Consider the following 19,150-nt stretch of genomic DNA (forward strand, 5'->3'; position numbering starts at 1 on the left):
GCACGCGGTGCCGGGCACCGAAAAGCATCTCGATTACCTCAAACGCGTCACCGCCGACCTCAGGCGGACGCGGCGCCGCCTGCAGGAATTGGAGGGTAAGCAGTCGGAGCCCGTGGCGGTGGTGGGGATGGCCTGCCGCTACGCGGGCGGGGTGGATTCGCCGGAAGCCTTGTGGGACATGGTGGCCGAGGGCCGCGACGCGGTGTCGGACTTTCCCACCGATCGGGGCTGGGACGTCGACGGGCTGTTCGATCCGGATCCCGACGCCAAAGGAAAGATGTACACGCGCCGCGGGTGCTTCCTGCGCGACGCCGGCGACTTCGACGCGGGATTTTTCGGCATCGGCCCGAGCGAGGCACTGGCGATGGATCCGCAGCAACGCCTGATGCTGGAGATCTCCTGGGAGGCGTTGGAGCGGGCGGGGATTGACCCGCTCTCGTTGCGCGGCTCGGCGACGGGCGTGTTCGCCGGGGTCATTCACGCCGGCTACGGGGGCGAGGTGAAGGGGGAGCTGGAGGGCTACGGGCTCACCGGCTCGACCCTGAGCGTGACGTCCGGCCGCGTGGCGTACGTGCTGGGGCTGGAAGGCCCTGCGGTGTCGGTGGATACGGCGTGCTCGTCGTCGTTGGTGGCGATGCACCTGGCGGCGCAGTCACTGCGGTCGGGGGAGTCCGACCTGGCGCTGGCCGGCGGCGTGACGGTAATGGCCACCGCGGCCGCGTTCGTGGAATTCAGCCGGCAACGGGCGCTGGCGCCCGACGGCCGGTGCAAGGTGTATGCCGGCGCCGCCGACGGCACCGCGTGGTCGGAGGGGGCGGGGGTGCTGGTCCTGGAGCGCCTCAGCGACGCGCGCCGCCTCGGGCATCCGGTGCTCGCGGTGCTGCGGGGCTCGGCGGTCAACCAGGACGGCGCCTCCAACGGTTTGACGGCACCCAACGGGCCGTCGCAGCAGCGGGTGATTCGGGCGGCGCTCGCCAACGCCGGTTTGAGCCCGGCCGACGTGGACATCGTCGAGGGCCACGGCACCGGGACGGTGCTCGGGGATCCGATTGAGGCCCAAGCGCTTTTGGCGACGTACGGCCAAGACCGGGCCGAGCCGCTCTGGCTCGGGTCGATCAAATCCAATATCGGTCACACATCGGCGGGCGCGGGCGTGGCCGGCGTGATCAAGATGGTGCAGGCGATGCGCCACGGGGTGATGCCCCGGACGCTGCACGTGGATGAGCCTTCGCCGCATGTGGATTGGTCGGCGGGGGCGGTGTCATTGTTGACCGAGCCGCGGCCCTGGCCCGCGGGCGATCGCCCGCGCCGGGCCGGCGTGTCGTCGTTCGGGATCAGCGGAACCAACGCCCACGTCATCGTCGAGGATCCGCCGCCGGTGGAAAGCGTTGCGGATGAACGGGATACGCCCCGGGACACCGTCGTGGCGCCGTGGGTGCTGTCCGCTCGTTCGCCCGAGGCGCTAGGGTTCTATGCCAAGCGACTGCTGGCGCGGGTCAGCGCCGACGAGACTCTGAGCGTGACCGATGTCGGATGGTCGTTGGCCACGACGCGCTCCACATTCGAACATCGCGCCGTGGTGGTGGGTGACGACCGCGAGACCATGCAGCTGAGCCTGGTGCAGCTGGCCGCCGGCGACCCGGGCCCGGACACGGTGGCCGGGCGCGCGCGGGCGGTGGGCAAGACGGTGTGGCTGTTTCCCGGTCAGGGCTCGCAGCGCCTGGGGATGGGCGCGGCGCTCTACCGGCGCTTCCCGGTGTTCGCTCACGCCTTCGACGAGGCGGCCCAGGCGCTGGATGACCACCTGCGGTTGCCGCTGCGCCACGTGGTGTGGGGCGATGACGCAAACCTGTTGGAAAGCACCGAGTTTGCCCAGCCGGCATTGTTCGCCGTCGAGGTCGCGCTGGCCGCCCTGTGGCGGTCCTGGGGTGTGGTGCCCGACGTCGTGATGGGCCATTCCGTCGGGGAGATCGCCGCGGCCCACGTCGCTGGGGTGTTGTCGCTGGCCGACGCGGCCAAACTGGTGGCCGCGCGGGGCCGGTTGATGGGCGAGCTGCCGGCCGGCGGGGTGATGGTCGCCGTGGCCGCCGCCGAAGCCGAGGTGGCGCCGCTGTTGGCCGAGGGTGTCAGCGTGGCCGCGGTCAATGGGCCCGGCGCCGTGGTGATTTCGGGTGAGCAGGCCGCGGTGGACGCGGTGGCCGACCGGCTGGCCCAGCAGGGCAGGCGGATACACCGGTTGGCGGTCTCGCACGCGTTCCATTCGTCGTTGATGGAGCCCATGATCGAGCGGTTCGCGGAGCTGGTCGGCCAGGTGTCGCCGGCCGAGCCGCGGATCTCGTTGATATCCAACGTGACCGGACAGCTGGCCGGGCCGGGCTACGGCTCGCCCGACTACTGGGTCGAGCATGTCCGCGCGCCGGTGCGCTTCGCCGACGGCGTCCAGCTGGCCGAGACGCTCGGGGCCGGGGTGTTCCTCGAAGTGGGTCCCGGCAACGCGCTGACGGCCGCCGTGGCGCAGTCGTTGACCACCGAGGCGCTCGCGGTGGTGAGCGTCGCCAAAGACCGGGCCGAGGTCGAGTCGCTGCTCACGGCGGCGGCGCGGGTGTTCGCCGCCGGGGTGCGCGTGGATTGGGCCGCGACGTTCGCCGGCCTCGACCCGCAGCGCGTCGACCTGCCCACGTACCCCTTCCAGCGCCGCAGGTTTTGGCTGTCGGCGGAGATGGTGGGCTCGCGTGACGTCGACGGGCTGGGGCTGACCGGGACCGACCACCCCCTGCTGGGTGCCGTCGTCGAGCGGCCCGACTCGGGCGAGGTGGTGTTGGCGGGCCGGTTGTCGCTGGCGGCGCAACCATGGCTGGCCGATCACGCGGTGGGCGGTGTGGTGCTCCTGCCCGGGGCCGGCTTCGTCGAGTTGGTGCTGCGCGCCGGCGACGAGGTCGGCTGTTCGGCGATCGAAGAGCTGACGTTGTCGGCGCCGCTGGTGTTGCCGGCAACCGGCGGGGTCCAGGTGCAGGTGGTGGTGGGGGTCGCCAACGAGTCGGGCTCGCGCAGCGTGTCGGTGTATTCCTCTGGTCCGCAATCGGATTCGGGGTGGGTGCTGCACGCCGATGGGGTGCTGACCACGAGGCCGGTGGGGCCGATCGTGGATTCCTCAGCGTGGCCGCCGGCGGGCGCGGTCGCCGTCGACGTCGGCGGGGCCTACGAGCGGTTGGCCGGTCGCGGTTACGGCTACGGCCCGGCGTTTCGGGGGCTGCGGAGCGTGTGGCGGCGCGGGACCGAGATCTTCGCCGAGGTCGGCGTGCCGCAGGACGCCGGGGTCGTGTTGGGAGGATTCGGGATTCATCCGGTGTTGCTCGACGCGAGCCTGCACGCGCTGGGCATCGGTGGCGACCAGGACCAGATCGTGCTGCCGTTTTCCTGGCAGGGGGTGACGTTGCATGCCGCGGGCGCGGCGCACGTGCGGGTACGGATCGCGCCGGCCGGGCCGGGGGCGATGTCGCTGGAGATCGCCGACGCCGCGGGGCTGCCGGTGTTGTCGGTGCGCGAGTTGGTGGTTCGCCCGGTGTCCGCCGAGCAGCTCGCGGCGGCGGCTCGTCCCGGCGGCGGCGGCCTGCTCGAGGTCGCGTGGTCCCCAATTTCGTTGGACGGCGACACCGTCGGCCCCGCGGAGGTGTGGGAATGCGCCACCGGCAGCGGGAATGCCGTGGAGTCGGTGCACGCGGCCACCGCGGAGGCGCTGCAGGTGTTGCAGTCGTCGCTGGCCGCGGATCGAAGTGGCCCGTTGGTGGTGTTGACCCGGGGGGCGGTGGGGCTTTCCGGCGAAGACGTCACGGACCTGTCCGGCGCGGCGGTCTGGGGGTTGGTGCGTTCGGCACAGGCCGAACACCCGGGCCGGGTGGTTTTGGTCGATTCCGACGGGTCGCTCGACGTCGAGTCGGTGATCGGCTGTGGTGAGCCGCAATTGGTGGTGCGCAACGGCGTCGGCTACAAGGCGCGGCTGACGCCGGTGGACGCGGGCCCGGTGCTGGAAGTTCCGGCGGGCGCATGGCGACTGGCCGCCGGAAGTTGGGGGACGCTGGAGGACCTGGCGGCCCAGCCGTGCCCCCGGGCGGAACTTGCCGCCGGCCAGGTGCGCGTCGAGGTCGCCGCGGTCGGCGTGAATTTCCGGGACGTACTGGTGGCGCTCGGCATGTATCCGGGCGCGGCGCAGCTGGGCGCCGAGGGCGCCGGGGTCGTCGTCGAGGTCGGCCCGGAGGTGACCGGCCTGGCCGTCGGCGACGCGGTGATGGGGATCCTGGGCCTGGCGGGCTCAGAAGCGGTCGTCGATCAACGGTTCGTGGTACCGGTGCCGCAGGGCTGGTCGCTGACCGACGCCGCGGGTGTGCCGGTGGTGTTCTTGACGGCGCTGTACGGGTTGTCGGCGCTGGCCGGAGTGCGGGCCGGGCAGCGGGTGCTGGTGCACGCCGCGGCCGGCGGGGTCGGCATGGCCGCGGTCCAGCTGTCCCGGCACTGGGGCGCTGAAGTTTTCGTCACCGCCAGTCGCGGCAAGTGGGACACGCTGCGCGCCATGGGATTTGACGAGGACCACATCGGCGACTCGCGTTCGCTGGAATTCGAGCAGAAGTTCCTGGCGACCACCGGCGGGGCCGGAGTGGACGTGGTGCTCAACTCGCTGGCCGGTGAGTTCACCGACGCGTCGCTGCGGTTGCTGGTGTCCGGCGGGCGGTTCGTCGAGATGGGCAAGACCGATCTGCGGGACCCACAGGCGGTCGCGGCGCAGCATCCCGGCGTGAAATATCGGGCGTTCGATCTGATGGAGGCCGGCCCGCAGCACATCCAGGAGATGCTGCTCGAGCTGGTCGGGCTGTTCGAAGAAGGCGCGCTCCGGCGGTTGCCCCTGACGACCTGGGACGTGCGCCGCGCCGTCGAGGCCTACCGTTTCGTCAGCCAGGCCCGCCACATCGGCAAGGTGGTTCTGACCCTGCCCGACCGGCCGGGCGTCGGGCTGGCCGGCGGCACGGTGTTGGTCACCGGCGGCACCGGCATGGTCGGCGGGCTGGTGGCTCGCCATCTGGTCAGCCGGTACGGCGTTCGGCATATCGTCCTGGCCAGCCGTCGCGGCCAAACCGCCGACGGCGCCGACGAATTGGTGGCCGACTTGACGCGGGCGGGCGCCACGGTGCAGGTGGTGTCCTGCGACGTGAGCGATCGCGCGGCGGCGGCGGAGTTGTTGGCGGGGCTGTCCGAGCGGCATCCGTTGAGCGCGGTGATCCATGCGGCCGGGGTGCTCGACGATGCGGTGATCGCCTCATTGACGCCTGAGCGCATCGATACGGTGTTGCGAGCCAAGGCGGATGCGGCGTGGAACCTGCACGAGCTCACCCGTGATCTGAATCTCGCCGCGTTCGTGGTGTTTTCGTCGATGGCCGGGGTGGTGGGCGCTCCGGGCCAGGGCAACTACGCGGCGGCCAACAGTTTCCTCGACGCGCTCGCGGCGCACCGGCGCGCGCGCGGGCTTCCCGGGTTGTCGGTCGCCTGGGGGCTCTGGGAGCAGGACTCCGGCATGACGCAGCATCTCGGCGATCGCGACAAGGCCCGGATCAGCCGGGTGGGGCTGGCCCCGTTGTCCGCCGAGCAGGCGTTCGAACTCTTCGACACCGCCCTGCTGGGCGAACATCCCGTCGTCGTGGCCACCCGACTCGACCGGGACGCGCTCGCCCGCGCCGGCGCGCAGCTGCCACCGCTGTTGAGCGGCTTGGCAAACCGTCCCGCCCGCCGCGTCGTCGACCAGGTCGAGATCGCGATGGCGTCGACGGGCCTGCGGGCGCGGCTGGCCGGCCTGACCCCCGAGCAGCGCCATCGCGAACTCGTCGATCTGGTGTGCGGCAACGCCGCGACGGTGCTCGGTCACAGCACCACGGAGATCGACGGCGAGAGCGCCTTCCAGGATCTCGGGTTCGATTCGCTGACCGCCGTCGAGCTGCGCAACCGGCTCAAAAACGCGACGGGACTGACCCTTTCGCCGACGCTCATCTTCGACTACCCGACACCCGCCGCGCTGGCCGAGCAGCTCGATGCCCAGCTGGCTGCCGGACCCAGCGCCGAGCAACCGGATTCGATGGCCCGCTTCAACGACGTCATCCGCGAATTGCAGGCGCTGATCGACCAACCCGACCGCGATCCCGAAGACAAGAAACGCATGACCGCCCGCATCGAGATGCTGCTGACCCTGAGCACCGCTCAATCGGATCCCGCCGCGCACGACGACCTTTTCGAGGACGACATCAAAACCGCCACCGAGAGCGAACTGTTCGCCATCCTCGACGAAGAATCCGGCCCCTGACCGTGCGACCGGCAGACGTAGCGATCATCGGGCTCGCCTGCAGGTTCCCGTCCGCCGCCCACCCCGCGGAACTCTGGCGGGTGCTGCGCGACGGGCTGGAAGTCACTCGCGTCGCCGGGGGGCAAACCCGCCGAGAAGGGCTGCTGGACAACGTCGCCGAGTTCGACGCGGACTTCTTCAACGTGTCGCCGCGCGAGGCCGCCGCGATGGATCCCCGCCAGCGGCTTGCGCTGGAGCTCGCCTGGGAACTTCTCGAGGACGCGTTCCTCGTCCCGCAAACCCTGCGCGGCGAACGAGTCACGGTCTACCTCGGCGCGATGAGCGACGACTACGCCGTGCTGACGCTGGACACCGCCGAACATGTCGACCATCACTCCTTCGCCGGAATCAGCCGGGCGATGATCGCGAACCGGATCTCCTACGCCCTGGGTCTGTACGGCCCGAGCATGACGATCGATTCCGGCCAGTCCTCGTCGCTGGTGGCCGTCCACGCCGCGGTGCAAAGCCTGCGGTCGGGCGAATCGAAGCTGGCCATCGCGGGCGGCGTCCACCTGAACCTGGCCAGCGAAACGGGCTTGCTGGAACGGGAATTCGGCGCGGTGTCGGCGTCGGGCCACACCTACGCGTTCGACGCCCGCGCCGACGGGTACGTGCGCAGCGAGGGCGGCGGGCTGGTGCTGCTGAAGCCGTTGCACGCCGCCCTCGAGGACGGGGACCGCATCCGCGCGGTCATCTCCGGCACCGCGGTCGGCAACGCCGGGCACACCGCCGCCGGACAGACCGCGCCGTCGGTCGCGGGACAGGCCGACGTCATCCGCCGCGCCCTCGGCGACGCGGGCCTGCAGCCGGGGCAGTTGCAGTATGTCGAGGCGCACGGCACCGGCACCGAGATCGGCGACCCGGTGGAGGCGAACGCGCTGGGGGAGGCGATCGGCACGCTCCGGCACCATCCGCTGACCGTGGGGTCGGTGAAGACCAACATCGGTCACGCCGGTGGCGCCGCCGGAATCGCGGGTTTGCTCAAGACGGTGCTGGCTATCGAGAACGGCGCCATCCCCGCGAGCCTCAACTACGAAACTCCGAGAATCGAACTGGACGGCCTCGGGCTGCGGGTCAACACGGCGCTGACCGCCTGGCCGGCCGGGGAGGAACCGCGCCGGGCGGGGGTGTCCTCGTTCGGCATGGGCGGGACCAATGCGCACGTGATCGTCGAGCAGGCGCCCGCGCAGCCGACAACCCTTAGGACCGAACGCGAGAACGGGCCGACGGCGTGGCTGCTGTCCGGCCGTTCGGAGCGCGCGTTGGCCAACCAGGCCGCGCGGCTCGCTGCCCACGTGACCGGGGATGCGCGGCTGGACGCGAACGACGTGGGGTGGTCGTTGGCGACGACGCGCTCGGTGTTCGAGCACCGGGCGGCGCTGGTGGGCGACGACCGCGAGACCCTGGCGGCGGCGCTCGCCGCAGTGGCGCGCGGCGAGCCGCATCCCAACGCGATCGTCGGCCGGGCGCACGCCCCGGGCAAGACGGCGTTCGTGTTTCCCGGTCAGGGCGCGCAGTCGCGAGGCATGGGAGTCCAGCTCTACGCCCGATTCCCGGTGTTCGCCGAGGCTTTCGACGAAGCCGCCGCCGCGCTGGACGACCGGCTGCGCGACGTGATGTGGGGCAGCGACCCAAAGGCGTTGGACGACACCGAGTTTGCGCAGCAGGCGTTGTTCGCCGTCCAGACCGCGCTGGTCGCGCTGCTGCGGCACTGGGGTGTGGTCCCGACCGCGGTGATGGGGCATTCGGTGGGCGAGATCACCGCCGCCCATGTCGCGGGCGTGCTGACACTGCCCGACGCGGCGAAGGTGGTGGCGGCGCGGGGGCGGTTGATGTCCGGGCTGCCCGCCGGCGGCGCGATGGTCGCGATCGCCGCCGGCGAGGCCGAGGTGGGGCCGCTGCTCACCGACGGCGTGACCATCGCGGCGGTGAACGGCCCGGACGCGGTGGTGATCTCGGGCGCGGAGGCTCCGGTCGCCGCCATCGCCCAGACCCTGGTGGACCGGGGCCGGCGCTCCCATCGGTTGGCGGTCTCCCACGCGTTCCACTCGCCGCTGATGGAGCCCATGATCGACGCCTTCGAAGCCGCGATCGCCGATATCTCTCCGAAAGAGCCTCGAATACCGTTGGTGTCCAATGTGTCCGGTCAGCTCGCGGAGCCCGGCTACGGGTCGGCGCGCTACTGGGCCGAGCATGTGCGCCGCCCGGTGCGCTTCGCCGACGGGGTGCGCGCCGCCGAGGCATCCGGGGCCGGCGTGTTCGTCGAAATCGGTCCCGCCGGTGGCCTGAGCGCAGCGGCGGAGCAATCCCTGGCGACCGAGCATCCCGTCGCAACCGTCACGCTGGCAAAGGAACGCGCGGAGGTCGAGTCGCTGCTCACCGCGGCCGGCCGACTGTTCACCACCGGCGTGCCGGTCGACTGGAGCGCGGTCCTGCGTCGTGGCCGGCGCGTCGAGTTGCCGACGTATGGGTTTGTGCGCCAAAGGTTTTGGCTGGGCGACGGTACGGACGCGCCGACACCGACCATTCCCGACGAGTCGGCCGAGCGCCTGCGGCAACTGTCGCCCCTCGAGCGCCGGCGCCAGCTGATCGAGCTGGTGCGCGCCCACGCCGCGGCGGTTCTGGGACATTCGGACAGCCACGCCGTCGACCCGGACCGCGCCTTCCAGGATCTCGGGTTCGACTCCCTGACCGGGGTCGAACTCCGCAACCGGCTCAAGGCCGATACCGGGCTGGCGTTGTCACGCACGCTCGTCTTCGACTATCCCAACCCCGCGGCATTGGCCGACCATCTCGCTCAACAATTGCTTCACGGCGGGCCGGAACAGTCCGATGACGAAAAGGTTTGGTCGGCGCTGAGAAAGATTCCGCTTCATGAACTTCGCCGGACCGGATTGCTCGACAAATTATTAGCGCTGGCCGGCGACCCGGAAAAGTCACTCGCCGACTCAATCGTCACCGACGACGCTATCGACTCGTTGAGCCCCGACGCGCTAATTGCGCTGGCGCTCGACGCAGACAAAGAAAATGACGCCCCAGGATGAATCCATCACTGGCGGAACTGATTACGTGACTAAACAACCCGAGTAATTTGACATACGTTGAATATCAATTTCTTTGCGACAAGCGTTTAAAGCTTTAGACTTTCCACGGTAACGAGCAGTTCTCAGCCCCGGGTGAAAGTGGTGGCTTTCAACCGGCCATGACGAAAAAGGGTGGGGCATGAGCGTTGTTGCGGGCGTGGTCGGTGCGCTGCCGCCGCATCGGTATAGCCAGAGCGAGATCACCGATCAATTCGTCGAGTTTCCGGGGCTGAAGGAACACGAGGAAATCGTTCGGCGCCTGCACGCCGCCGCGAGGGTGAACAGCCGCCACTTCGTCCTGCCGTTGGAGCGCTACCCGACGCTCACCGACTTCGGCGAGGCCAACGCGATCTTCATCGACGCCGCCGTCGACCTCGGTTGCCAGGCGCTGCTGGGCGCGCTCGACGAGGCCGGCCTGCAGCCGGAAGACATCGACATGATCGCCACCACCACGGTCACCGGCATCGCGGTGCCGTCGCTCGACGCGCGGATCGCCGGGCGGCTCGGCCTGCGCCCCGACGTGCGCCGGGTGCCGCTGTTCGGATTGGGTTGCGTGGCCGGTGCCGCGGGCGTGGCCCGGCTGAACGACTACCTGCGCGGCGCGCCCGACGGCGTCGCTGTCCTGGTCTCTGTCGAGCTGTGCTCGCTCACCTACCCGGCCGTCAAACCGACCGTGTCCGGGTTGGTCGGCAGCGCGTTGTTCGGTGACGGCGCGGCCGCGGTGGTGGCCGTCGGCGACCGTCGCGCCGAACAGGTTCGCGCGAGCGGGCCCGACATCCTCGATTCGCGCAGCCGCCTCTACCCGGACTCGCTGCAGATCATGGGCTGGAATGTCAGCTCCTCGGGGCTGCAGCTGGTGCTGTCGCCGGACCTGACGTCGTTGATCGACCGCTACCTGGCCGACGACGTCAACGGATTCCTCGCCACGCACGGGCTCACCAGGGACGACATCGGCGCCTGGGTCAGCCATCCGGGTGGCCCCAAGGTCATCGACGCCATCACCAGGGCCCTCGAGCTCGGGCCCGACGCGCTCGAGCTGACGTGGCGCTCACTGGGCGAAATCGCCAACCTGTCGTCGGCCTCGGTGCTGCACATCCTGCGCGACACCATCGCCAAGCCGCCGCCCAGCGGCAGCCCCGGGCTGATGCTCGCGATGGGGCCCGGGTTCTGTTCGGAGCTGGTGCTATTGCGCTGGCACTAGGTCGACGACGTCGACGGTCAGACCCGGCGCCGGCGACAGCGCGGCCAGGTTGTGCGCGCGGATCCGCTGGGCGGGCAGCCGCAGCGTGGTCCGGGCCACCAGCCGCGCGAGCATGACGGTCATCTCGGTGGTGGCCATGACCGCCCCGATGCACCGGTGCAGGCCGCCGCTGAACGGAATGAATTCGTGCGGTGCGGGTTTGCGGTAGCCCGGCGCGCCGGCATCCCAGCGCGACGGCCGGAATTCCGTTGGCTGCGGCCACAGCTCGGGCAGGCGGTGCGTGACGTACGGGCTGAAGATCAGCATCCGGCCCGCCGGAATGCGGTGGCCGTCGAACGTGAGGTCGCGCATCACCTTGCGCGCGGAGATGACGCCGGGCGGGTACAGCCGCAGGGTTTCGTGCACGACGCCGTTGAGGTAGGTCAGCGCGTCGAGGTCGCCGGCGGCGGGCGGCCGGTCGCCGAGCACCCGGCGCACCTCGTCGGCGGCGGCGTCCCACGCGCCCGGCAGGGACAGCAGCGTGTAGATCGCCCAGGCCAGCGCGCCGCTGGTGGTCTCGTAGCCGGCGGTGATCAGCGAGATCACCGCGTCGCGAATCTCGTTGTCGCTCAACGCGTAGCCCTCGTCGCCGCGACCGTTGATCAGCATGGTCAGCATGTGGTCGTCGGGCCTGGGATCGGCGCGGGCGGCGGTGATCTGCGCGTCGACCAGGTCGTCGATGCGTCGGCGGGCCGCCGTCGCCCGTCGCCAGGCGGGCGCCCGCGTCCGTCGCTGCAACGTCACCACCTGCGGCAGCATGTGGGTCAGGTCCAGCAGGGGCTGCAGTTGCTCACCGAGGAAGTCGGATTGGACCGCCATGCGTTGGCCGAACAGGCTTTCGGCGGTGCTGCGCCGGACCGCCGAACGGCACTGCCGATAGATGTCCAGGCGCTGTCCGGGCCGCCATTCGTCGATGACGGCGTCGACGTTGGCGACCATTGTCTGCACGTACTCCTGGATCTGCCGGTGACGCAGCCCGGGCGCGACGACGCTGCGCCGGCGCCGGTGGTCGTCGCCGTCACTGACGATCAGCGCGGTCGGCCCGTCGACAATGGCCAGGTTCTCGAACGTCTCCCGCCAGCTGAACGCGTCGGCGTTGGCAAACACAAACTTGTTTGCCTCGGGGCCCAACAGGTAGGTGTAGCCGCGCCGGCCGACGCCGGAGTTGAGCACCGGGCCCCGCCACCGGTACAGCGCCAACAACGCCTCGCCGGGCGGGTAACGCACCGGCCGATAGGTGAGCGGGCCGCGCAAGTCGGAGGTCATGGTCCGATTATTCGAGTAGCTCCGATAGCTCCAGCCAGCGGCTCTCCGTCGCGGCGACCTCACCCTCCAGGCCGCGCAGCTCTCCCGTCAGCCGCGACAGGCCGACATGATCGGACTGGTCGTGCTCGGCGAGTTCGTGGTGCTTGGCCTCGATCCGCTCGGCGAGCCGGGCGAGTTGACGGTCGACGGAGGCCAGCTCCTTCTCGGCGGTGCGGCGCTCCGCGCCCGACATCCCCGAAAGCGACGCCGACGCCGCAACAGGCGCAACCGGTCGATGCGCCGCCAGCCGCAGGTACTCGTCGATGCCGCCGGGCAGGTGCCGCAGCCGGCCGTCGAGGATCGCGTACTGCTGATCGGTGACCCGCTCCAGCAGGTACCGGTCGTGCGACACGACGATCAGGGTGCCCGGCCACGAGTCGAGCAGGTCCTCCACGGCGGTGAGCATGTCGGTGTCGACGTCGTTGGTGGGCTCGTCGAGCAGCAGCACGTTCGGTTCACTCAGCAGCGTGAGCATCAGCTGCAGCCGCCGCCGCTGACCGCCGGACAGGTCGCCGACGCGCGCGGAGAGCTGCCCACGACCGAACCCGAGCCGTTCCAGCAGCTGGGCCGGGGTGACCTCGCGGCCCTCGACCTCGTAGCCGCCGCGCAGGCCGCCGAGCACGTCGGCGATCCGGTCGCCGGCCAGCGCGTCCAGCTCCTCGCCCCGCTGATCCAGCACCGCGAGCCGCACGGTCTTGCCGCGCTTGACGCGCCCGCTGTCCGGCGCAACGGTGCCGGCGATCAATCCCAGCAGCGTCGACTTCCCGGCGCCGTTGGCCCCGACGATTCCGGTGCGTTCACCGGGGGCGATCCGCCATTCGACGTCGCGCAGCACCGGCCGGTCGCCGAACGACACCGACACGTCGAGCAGGTCGACGACGACCTTGCCGAGCCGCGCGGTCGCCAGCTTGGCCAGCTCGACGGTGTTGCGCAGCGGCGGCACGTCCGCGATCAGTTGGTTGGCGGCGTCGATCCGGAACTTGGGCTTGCTCGTCCGCGCCGGCGGCCCGCGCCGCAGCCACGCCAGCTCCTTGCGCATCAGGTTCTGCCGCTTGGCCTCGGCGGCCGCGGCCACCCGGTCGCGTTCCACGCGCTGCAGCACATAGGCCGCGTAGCCGCCCTCGAACGGCTCGACGATCCCGTCGTGCACCTCCCACGTCGTGGTGGCGACCTCGTCGAGGAACCAGCGGTCGTGCGTCACCACCAGCAGCCCGCCGCTGTTGCGCGCCCACCGCTCCCGCAGGTGGGTGGCCAGCCAGGTGATGCCCTCGATGTCCAGGTGGTTGGTGGGCTCGTCGAGGGCGATCACGTCCCATTCACCGATCAGCAGCCGCGCCAGCTGCACCCGCCGCCGTTGCCCACCGCTCAGCGTGGAAACCGTCGCCTCCCAGGCGATGTCGGAGACCAGCCCGTCGACCACGTCACGCACCCGCGCGTCGCCGGCCCACTGGTGCTCGGGTTGATCGCCGACCAGCGTCCAGCCCACCGTGCGGTCCGGGTCCAGGGTGTCGGCCTGGCTCAGGGCGCTGACCCGCAGCCCGCTGCGGCGGGTGACCCGTCCGGCGTCGGGCCGCAGCCGGCCGGTCAGCAGGCCCAGCAGGCTGGACTTGCCGTCGCCGTTTCGCCCGACGATGCCGATGCGCGCGCCGTCGTTGACTCCCAGCGTCACCGACTCGAACACGACCTGAGTCGGATATTGCAGACGTATGCCCTCGGCTCCCAGTAGGTGCGCCACCGGGCAATTATTCGAGGGTCAGCAGCGCGTGATCGATGTGGGTCCGCGTGTCGGGCGACGCCTTGCCGGCGACGGCTTCCAGGAAACGGGTGGCGAGGTCGCGGACCTTGAGGTTGGTTTCCTGGGATCGCCAGGCCAGGATGTCGAACGCGCGATCCGCGGAGATGCCGTAGGCGCTCATGAGCACGCCCTTGGCCTGCTCGATCCGGGCCCGGGCGTCGGCCACCGCCTCCAGGACGCTGGTGATGTCGGAGTGCAGCGAGTCGGTGACGTCGACGTAGAACCCGGACGTGCCGACCAGCGCGCCGGTGTCATCGAGCATGCGATCGCCCGCGACGACGACGCAGCGGGTGTGCCCGGCGCTGTCGATGATGCGGTGGCGGCTGCTGAACGGCTTGCCGTTGACGACGCGGTCCAGTACGGCGGCGACGCGCTCGCGGTCCTCGGGGTGCTTGTGCTGCAGCAATAGTTCGGTGGTGGGCTCGACCTGTCCCGGCTCGTAGCCGTGCATGCGCGCGACGGCGTCCGACCATTCCCAGCGCTGGCCGTCCAGGAAGAACCGGAACCTGCCGACCCGCTGCGGCTCACCCGGGCCCAGGACCAGGTCGAGCGCGCCCAGCCCGCGGTCCTGGACCACGTCGGACATCACCGCCTCGGGCGGCCGGCCGCCGGCCCGCCCATTGCGACGCTGACCGGTGTCGTCTTCGAAGTTCACAGCCATCGCCCGTCTCCCCGGAATACCTGCGGTTTTGCCTTATCAATGCCCGTTTTCGAGCACGTTCAAGCGCGCACTTCACGGCGCTGTCGAACAGCTTGTGCTCGATGCGTTGGTGGTCGTGGAAGTACTCCGGGTGGCGCAGGTTGGGAATCGCGGCGGCGACGGCCGCGGCGCGCGGGAAATCGGACGGACACGGTCTGCCGTACCCAGGGAACGGTCGGAAACCTACCCGGTTTCAAGGTGGGTAAACCATCGGATTTCGGTCGCGCCGGCGCCGACGTCGCTCCGCCTACCGGCGTTGGGGCGCAACGTAATTCGTTGCTACCAACTTCTCGTCGCGGCCCATCGAGACGGTGGGCGGGGTCCGGGCCGCGTTTCGACTCCGCCAACCGGGTCAATCCTCTCCCTCTGGGAAGGACCGGATGATGGGCAGCGCAAATAATGGGCTTCATGCCGAGCCCTATCTGAAGGTGTGGGGTGCCGAAGAAGCATTCCGCAGCGGGCAGAGAGCGGAACGGGCGCGGCGGGACGCGAGCTCGGCGCAGCGATCCGCGGCCCACAGCATGGACAAGTCGGCGGACAGCCACGAGCGGACCGCGAAGGCCTACGAGGAAGCGGCCGAACACAGCGTTCTCTCCAAGGACGAGTACCGCCGACACGCGGCTCGCCACCGCGACTACGCGCGGGAGGATCGCCGGATGGCCGAGCGGCTGAGGCGCATGGCGGGGAGCGGCTGGGCCAACGACGCCGACGACGCCGACGACTGACGCTGCGGCACGCGCCAACCCGGGATAGGGCGCGGACATCGCCCCGTGCGCCCCTCGTCGGCAAACAGGCTGACCAAAACCGCCGAGGGGGCCGATGTGCCATGATGGCGGGGCTGTCAAGAGTCAGGGAGCGGCGGTGGATCTCAATTTTTCGATGGTCACGCGCCCGGTCGAGCGCCTGGTGGCCACGGCACAGAACGGGTTAGAGGTCTTGCGGCTGGGGGGCTTGGAAACCGGCACGGTGCCGTCGCCGTCCCAGACCGTCGAGAGCGTCCCGATGTACAAGCTGCGCCGGTATTTCCCGCCGGACAGCCGGCCCGGGCAGCCGCCGGTCGGCCCGCCCGTGCTGATGGTCCACCCGATGATGATGTCCGCGGACATGTGGGACGTCACGAAGGAAGACGGCGCGGTGGGGATCCTGCACGACGCCGGGCTGGATTGCTGGGTCATCGACTTCGGGTCGCCGGACAAGGTCGAGGGCGGCATGCGCCGCAACCTGGCCGACCACATCGTCGCGCTCAGCCAGGCCATCGACACGGTCAAGGACGCCACCGGCAGCGACGTGCACCTGGTCGGGTACTCGCAGGGCGGCATGTGGTGCTATCAGGTCGCCGCCTACCGTCGTTCCAAATCCCTCGCCAGCATCGTGGCGTTCGGGTCCCCGGTGGACACCCTGGCCGCCCTGCCGATGGGCATCCCGGCAAACTTCGCCGCGCCCGCCGCCAACTTCATGGCCGACCATGTCTTCAGCCGGCTGGCCATCCCGAGCTGGATGGCGCGCACGGGTTTTCAGTTGATGGACCCGCTCAAGACGGCCAAGGCCCGGGTGGACTTCGTACGCCAGCTGCACGACCGCGAGGCGCTGCTACCGCGCGAGCAACAGCGCAGGTTTCTGGAGCGCGAGGGCTGGATCGCGTGGTCCGGCCCGGCCATCTCCGAACTGCTCAAGCAGTTCATCGCGCACAACCGCATGATGACCGGCGGCTTCGCGATCAACGGCCAGATGGTCACGCTCACCGACATCACCTGTCCGGTGCTGGCCTTCGTCGGCGAGGTGGACGACATCGGGCAGCCCGCCTCGGTGCGCGGCATCCGCCGGGCAGCGCCGAACGCCGAGGTCTACGAACGTCTGGTCCGCACAGGCCATTTCGGTCTGGTCGTCGGATCCCGCGCGGCGCGGGAGAGCTGGCCCACCGTCGCCGAATGGGTGCGCTGGCTGTCGACGGGCGGGGACAAGCCGAGCGGCATCGACCTGATGGCCGATCAGCCGGTCGAACACACCGACAGCGGCGTCGCGCTGAGTTCCCGGATCGCGCACGGCCTCGGGGAGGTCTCCGAGGCGGCGCTGGGCGCGGTGCGCGGCGCGGCCGGCACGGTCGTCGCCGCCAACAAGTCCATGCGCACCCTGGCCGTCGAGACCGCCCGCACGTTGCCGCGGCTGGTCCGGCTCGGACAGATCAACGACCACACCCGCATCTCGCTGGGCCGCATCATCGAGGAGCAGGCGCAAAACGCCCCGCAGGGCGAGTTCCTGTTGTTCGACGGGCGCGTGCACACCTACGAGGCCGTGAACCGGCGCGTCAACAACGTCGTCCGCGGCCTGATCGAGGTCGGGGTGCGGCAGGGCGACCGCGTCGGCGTGCTGATGGAGACCCGCCCCAGCGCGCTGGTCGCCATCGCGGCGCTGTCGCGGCTGGGCGCCGTCGCCGTGGTGATGCGGTCCGACGCCGACCTGGCCGCGTCGGTGCGGCTCGGCGGCGTCAGCGAGATCCTCACCGACCCGACCAACCTCGACGCCGCGCGCGACCTGCCGGGGCAAATCCTGGTGCTGGGTGGCGGCGAGACGCGCGACCTGCACCTGCCCCACGACAGCGACGTCATCGACATGGAGCAGATCGACCCGGACGCGGTCGCTCTGCCGGCCTGGTACCGGCCCAACCCCGGATTGGCCCGTGACCTGGCGTTCATCGCCTTCACCGCAGCCGGCGGCGAGTTGGTGGCCAAGCAGATCACCAACTTCCGCTGGGCGGTGTCGGCCTTCGGGACCGCCTCGACGGCCGCACTGGACCGCCGCGACACCGTCTACTGCCTGACGCCGCTGCACCACGAGTCCGCGCTGCTGGTCAGCCTGGGCGGTGCGGTCGTCGGCGGCACCCGGATCGCGCTGTCGCGCGGGCTGGACCCGAAGCGGTTCGTCCAGGAGATCCGGCAGTACGGCGTCACGGTGGTGTCCTACACCTGGGCGATGCTGCGCGACGTCGTCGACGATCCCGCCTTCGTGTTGCACGGCAACCATCCGGTGCGACTGTTCATCGGCTCGGGGATGCCGACCGGTTTGTGGGAGCGGGTGCTCGACGCGTTCTCGCCCGCCAACGTCGTCGAATTCTTCGCCACCACCGACGGACAGGCCGTGCTGGCCAACGTGTCCGGAGCCAAGATTGGCAGCAAGGGCCGCCCGCTGCCCGGCGTGGGACGCGTCGAGCTCGCGGCCTACGACGCGGAGCACGACCTGATCCTCGAGGACGACCGGGGTTTCGTGCAGATCGCCGAGCCCGTCCAGGTCGGGGTGCTGCTCGCGCAGTCCCGCGGGCCGATCGACCCCACCGCGTCGGTCAAGCGCGGGGTGTTCGCCCCGTCCGACACCTGGATCTCCACCGAGTACCTGTTCTACCGCGACGGGGACGGCGACTACTGGCTGGCCGGCAGGCGCGGCTCGGTCGTCCACACCGCGCGCGGATCGGTGTTCGCCGAACCGGTCACCGACGCGCTGAGCTGCATCAACGGGGTGGACCTCGCGGTGACCTACAACGTGCCGATGGGGGACCGCCAGCTGGCGGTCGCGGCGGTGACGCTGCTGCCCGGGGCCAGCATCACCGCGGCCGACCTGACCGAGGCCGTCGCGAAAGTCCCCATCGGGGTGGGGCCCGACATCGTGCAGGTGTGCCCGGAGATGACGCTGAGCGCCACCTACCGGCCCACCGTCAGCGCCCTGCGCGCGGCCGGGATCCCCAAGTCGGGACGCCAGGCGTGGTATTTCGACGCCAACAGCAACGAGTTCCGCAAGCTGACGCCCGGGGCGCGGTCCGAGCTGAGCGGCGCCAAATGACACTCGACGACGTCCTGCTCAGCATCCTGGTGTGCCCGGCCGACCGGGGTCCGCTGCTCTTGATAGACCCGGGCGATGGTGAGCTGCTCTACAACCCGCGGCTGCGGCGCGCCTACCGCATCGACGACGGCATCCCGGTGCTGCTGATCGACGAGGCGCGCGACGTCGACGACGACGAGCACGAACGGCTCATGGCACGAGCCCGTCCGGCAGATCCCCGGTGAGGTAGCGCTGCAGGTTCGGTGCGATGGTCCGCGCGATTACCTCGGCGGGCAGCGACGCGAACGGTTCGATCTGCACGATGTAGCGCGCCATCACGACGCCCATCAACTGCGAGGCCACGAACTGAGCGCGCATCGTGCCCGTACCCGGTGGCGTGTCGACGCGCGAACCCACCTCCGCGACGACCACCTCCTGCAGGAACGAGCGCGCCAGACTCACGTCGGAACCGGCAATCAGCGACCGCAGCGTCGCGATCAAACCCGCGCCCATTTCGGAATCCCAGATCGGCAGCAGCACCATCGGCAGCTTGAATCCGAGCTCTTCTACCGGCACCTCGCGCATGGGCACGAGAACCGTCATGGGGTCGATGGGAATGTGAATCGCTGCGGCGAACAATCCCTGCTTGGTGCCGAAGTAATGATGCACCAGGGCGGCGTCCACTCCTGCGGCGGCGGCCACCGCCCGTATCGACGTTCTATCAATCCCGTTGCGCGCGAACAGCTCCCGGGCGCTGGTCAGGATCCGGTCGCGGGTGTCGGAGCTGCCGGCCGGGCGCCCGGGGCGCCGGCGCCCCGCGTTCGTCGCCGTCACG

General features: G+C 70.4%; 10 protein-coding genes. 6 read left to right on the top strand and 4 right to left on the bottom strand.

What is annotated here, in order from left to right; all coding sequences use genetic code 11:
- Positions 1-7 precede the first annotated feature (7 nt).
- The 3 genes from AC5Y7V_RS26815 (at position 8) to AC5Y7V_RS26825 (ending at position 10,666) form a co-directional block, all read left to right on the top strand.
- Positions 8-6,343 carry an SDR family NAD(P)-dependent oxidoreductase gene (locus AC5Y7V_RS26815; RefSeq protein WP_499883077.1) on the top strand — a complete coding sequence of 2,112 codons (6,336 nt, stop codon included), beginning with the start codon at positions 8-10 and terminating at the stop codon, positions 6,341-6,343.
- Between the two features lie 2 nt (positions 6,344-6,345).
- Positions 6,346-9,426 (top strand): type I polyketide synthase, encoded by a 3,081-nt coding sequence (locus AC5Y7V_RS26820; protein ID WP_499883078.1) that lies wholly within the window; start codon positions 6,346-6,348, stop codon positions 9,424-9,426.
- A 178-nt stretch (positions 9,427-9,604) separates the two neighbouring features.
- Positions 9,605-10,666, top strand: a complete 1,062-nt coding sequence (locus AC5Y7V_RS26825) for a type III polyketide synthase (RefSeq protein WP_499883079.1) — start codon at positions 9,605-9,607, stop codon at positions 10,664-10,666.
- Here the strand turns inward: AC5Y7V_RS26825 and AC5Y7V_RS26830 are convergent.
- The 3 genes from AC5Y7V_RS26830 to AC5Y7V_RS26840 are packed head-to-tail and all read right to left on the bottom strand — an operon-like array spanning position 10,649 to position 14,466.
- On the bottom strand, positions 10,649-11,932 hold the full coding sequence (locus AC5Y7V_RS26830) for a cytochrome P450 (protein WP_499883165.1): 1,284 nt from the start codon (positions 11,930-11,932) through the stop codon (positions 10,649-10,651). The two genes, AC5Y7V_RS26825 and AC5Y7V_RS26830, sit on opposite strands and share 18 nt — an antisense overlap.
- Positions 11,933-11,978: 46 nt before the next feature.
- On the bottom strand, positions 11,979-13,745 hold the full coding sequence (locus tag AC5Y7V_RS26835) for an ABC-F family ATP-binding cassette domain-containing protein (protein ID WP_499883080.1): 1,767 nt from the start codon (positions 13,743-13,745) through the stop codon (positions 11,979-11,981).
- Between the two features lie 7 nt (positions 13,746-13,752).
- Positions 13,753-14,466, bottom strand: a complete 714-nt coding sequence (locus AC5Y7V_RS26840; RefSeq protein WP_499883081.1) for a PAS and ANTAR domain-containing protein — start codon at positions 14,464-14,466, stop codon at positions 13,753-13,755.
- 422 nt (positions 14,467-14,888) lie between these two features.
- Here AC5Y7V_RS26840 and AC5Y7V_RS26845 point away from each other — a divergent pair, with 422 nt between their 5' ends.
- The 3 genes from AC5Y7V_RS26845 (at position 14,889) to AC5Y7V_RS26855 (ending at position 18,560) form a co-directional block, all read left to right on the top strand.
- Positions 14,889-15,230 carry a hypothetical protein gene (locus tag AC5Y7V_RS26845; protein ID WP_499883082.1) on the top strand — a complete coding sequence of 114 codons (342 nt, stop codon included), beginning with the start codon at positions 14,889-14,891 and terminating at the stop codon, positions 15,228-15,230.
- 136 nt (positions 15,231-15,366) lie between these two features.
- Positions 15,367-18,336, top strand: a complete 2,970-nt coding sequence (locus AC5Y7V_RS26850; protein ID WP_499883083.1) for an acyl-CoA synthetase — start codon at positions 15,367-15,369, stop codon at positions 18,334-18,336.
- Positions 18,333-18,560, top strand: a complete 228-nt coding sequence (locus AC5Y7V_RS26855; protein WP_499883084.1) for a Trm112 family protein — start codon at positions 18,333-18,335, stop codon at positions 18,558-18,560. Before AC5Y7V_RS26850 ends, AC5Y7V_RS26855 begins: the two co-directional genes overlap by 4 nt.
- On the opposite strand, the gene AC5Y7V_RS26860 is transcribed toward AC5Y7V_RS26855, so the two are convergent.
- Positions 18,526-19,149, bottom strand: a complete 624-nt coding sequence (locus AC5Y7V_RS26860; RefSeq protein ID WP_499883085.1) for a TetR/AcrR family transcriptional regulator — start codon at positions 19,147-19,149, stop codon at positions 18,526-18,528. The genes AC5Y7V_RS26855 and AC5Y7V_RS26860 overlap by 35 nt on opposite strands.
- Between the last annotated feature and the right edge of the window lies 1 nt (position 19,150).

This window comes from Mycobacterium sp. NGS34 (assembly GCF_059812845.1).